The sequence below is a fragment of the Agrococcus sediminis genome, assembly GCF_007923295.1.
In the GTDB taxonomy this organism is placed as follows: domain Bacteria; phylum Actinomycetota; class Actinomycetes; order Actinomycetales; family Microbacteriaceae; genus Agrococcus; species Agrococcus sediminis.
The window spans coordinates 1-1,406 of record NZ_VOIR01000006.1 but is presented as its reverse complement, the minus strand read 5'-3'; the positions used below and the strand labels follow the sequence as shown (position 1 = coordinate 1,406).

The 1,406-nt window shown below is 67.7% G+C and carries 1 protein-coding gene; it reads left to right on the top strand.

Annotation, left to right across the window (positions count from 1 at the left end):
- Positions 1-121 precede the first annotated feature (121 nt).
- Complete coding sequence (locus tag FQ330_RS00490; RefSeq protein WP_146354317.1) at positions 122-1,348, top strand: IS256 family transposase; 1,227 nt, start codon at positions 122-124, stop codon at positions 1,346-1,348.
- Positions 1,349-1,406 lie beyond the last annotated feature (58 nt).

The window sequence follows — 1,406 nt, the reverse complement described above, 5'->3', positions numbered from 1 at the left end:
GGTCACGTCCCCTGGGGTGGTGTAGTTCTCAGCTCGAGTGTCACGTCGTGAACGTGGTGAGCCATCGTGCGATGGTCAGTGAGAACCGACTAAAGCTACTCACAGGAAGACACAACGCACGATGGCTCTTGACCAGTCTGCCCTCCTCGAGCTCCTCGGGGAACTTCAGCACACCGATGTCTCGGATCGGATCCGGTCGGCGACCGAGAAGCTCTATCAGGAGCTGATCGACGCGGAAGCGACCGCGTTCATCGGCGCCGCCCCGTTCGAACGTTCCTTGGAGCGGGTGGCGCAGCGCAACGGCACCCGTCCGCGCACGCTCACCACCACCGCAGGCCAACTGGATCTGCGGATCCCGAAGCTGCGCAGCGGCTCGTTCTTCCCCTCGCTGCTGGAGCGGCGCCGCCGCGTCGACCAGGCACTGTTCGCGGTGGTGATGGAGGCGTACGTGCACGGCGTCTCCACCCGCAAGGTCGACGACCTGGTCAAGGCGCTGGGCGCCGACACCGGCGTCTCGAAGTCCGAGGTCTCCCGCATCTGCGCCGGCCTGGATGAGGACGTGGCCGCGTTCCGGGAGCGCCCGCTGGGCGAGACCGCGTTCCCGTACGTGTTCGTCGACGCCACCTACTGCAAGGCGCGCGTGGGCCGCCGCGTCGTCTCCCAGGCCGTCGTGGTCGCGGTCGGCGTCGCCGCCGACGGCCGGCGGCAGGTGCTCGGCTTCGATGTCGGCGACACCGAGTCCGAGCCGTTCTGGACCGCGTTCTTCCGCTCCCTCAAGGCCCGCGGTCTCGGCGGGGTGAAGCTGGTCGTCTCCGACGCTCACGCCGGCTTGGTCGCGGCGATCCGGGTCGCGTTCCAGGGCGTGTCCTGGCAGCGCTGCCGCGTCCACTTCATGCGCAACGTGCTCGCGAAGGTTCCCAAGACAGCTGGCCCGATGGTCGCGGCGATTATCCGCACCGTGTTCGTCCCGCGCGGCAAGCGCGCGCTGGTCGAGGGCCAGTTCGACGAAGTCGTGGCGATGCTCGAGCGCTCCCACCCGGCGGCGGCAGAGATGCTCGACGAGGCGCGAGACGAGCTGCTCGCATTCGCCGCGTTCCCCTCCCAGCACTGGCAGCAGATCTGGTCCACGAACCCGCTCGAGCGCCTCAACAAGGAGATCAAGCGCCGCACCAACGTGGTCGGCACCTTCCCCAACCCCGCCGCGCTCCTACGGCTGGCCGGGCACGTGCTGATCGAGCAGCACGACGAATGGGACAGCGCCGACCGCCGCTACTTCAGCGAGAACTCCATGCGCCTGCTCGACCTGATGCACGAGGAGGTGGCCATGCCAGAACTCGCTGCTGCATAATCAGAACAACTGACCGCACGGTGTCGAGAAACTCCACCACTCAGCGGGACGTGACCCC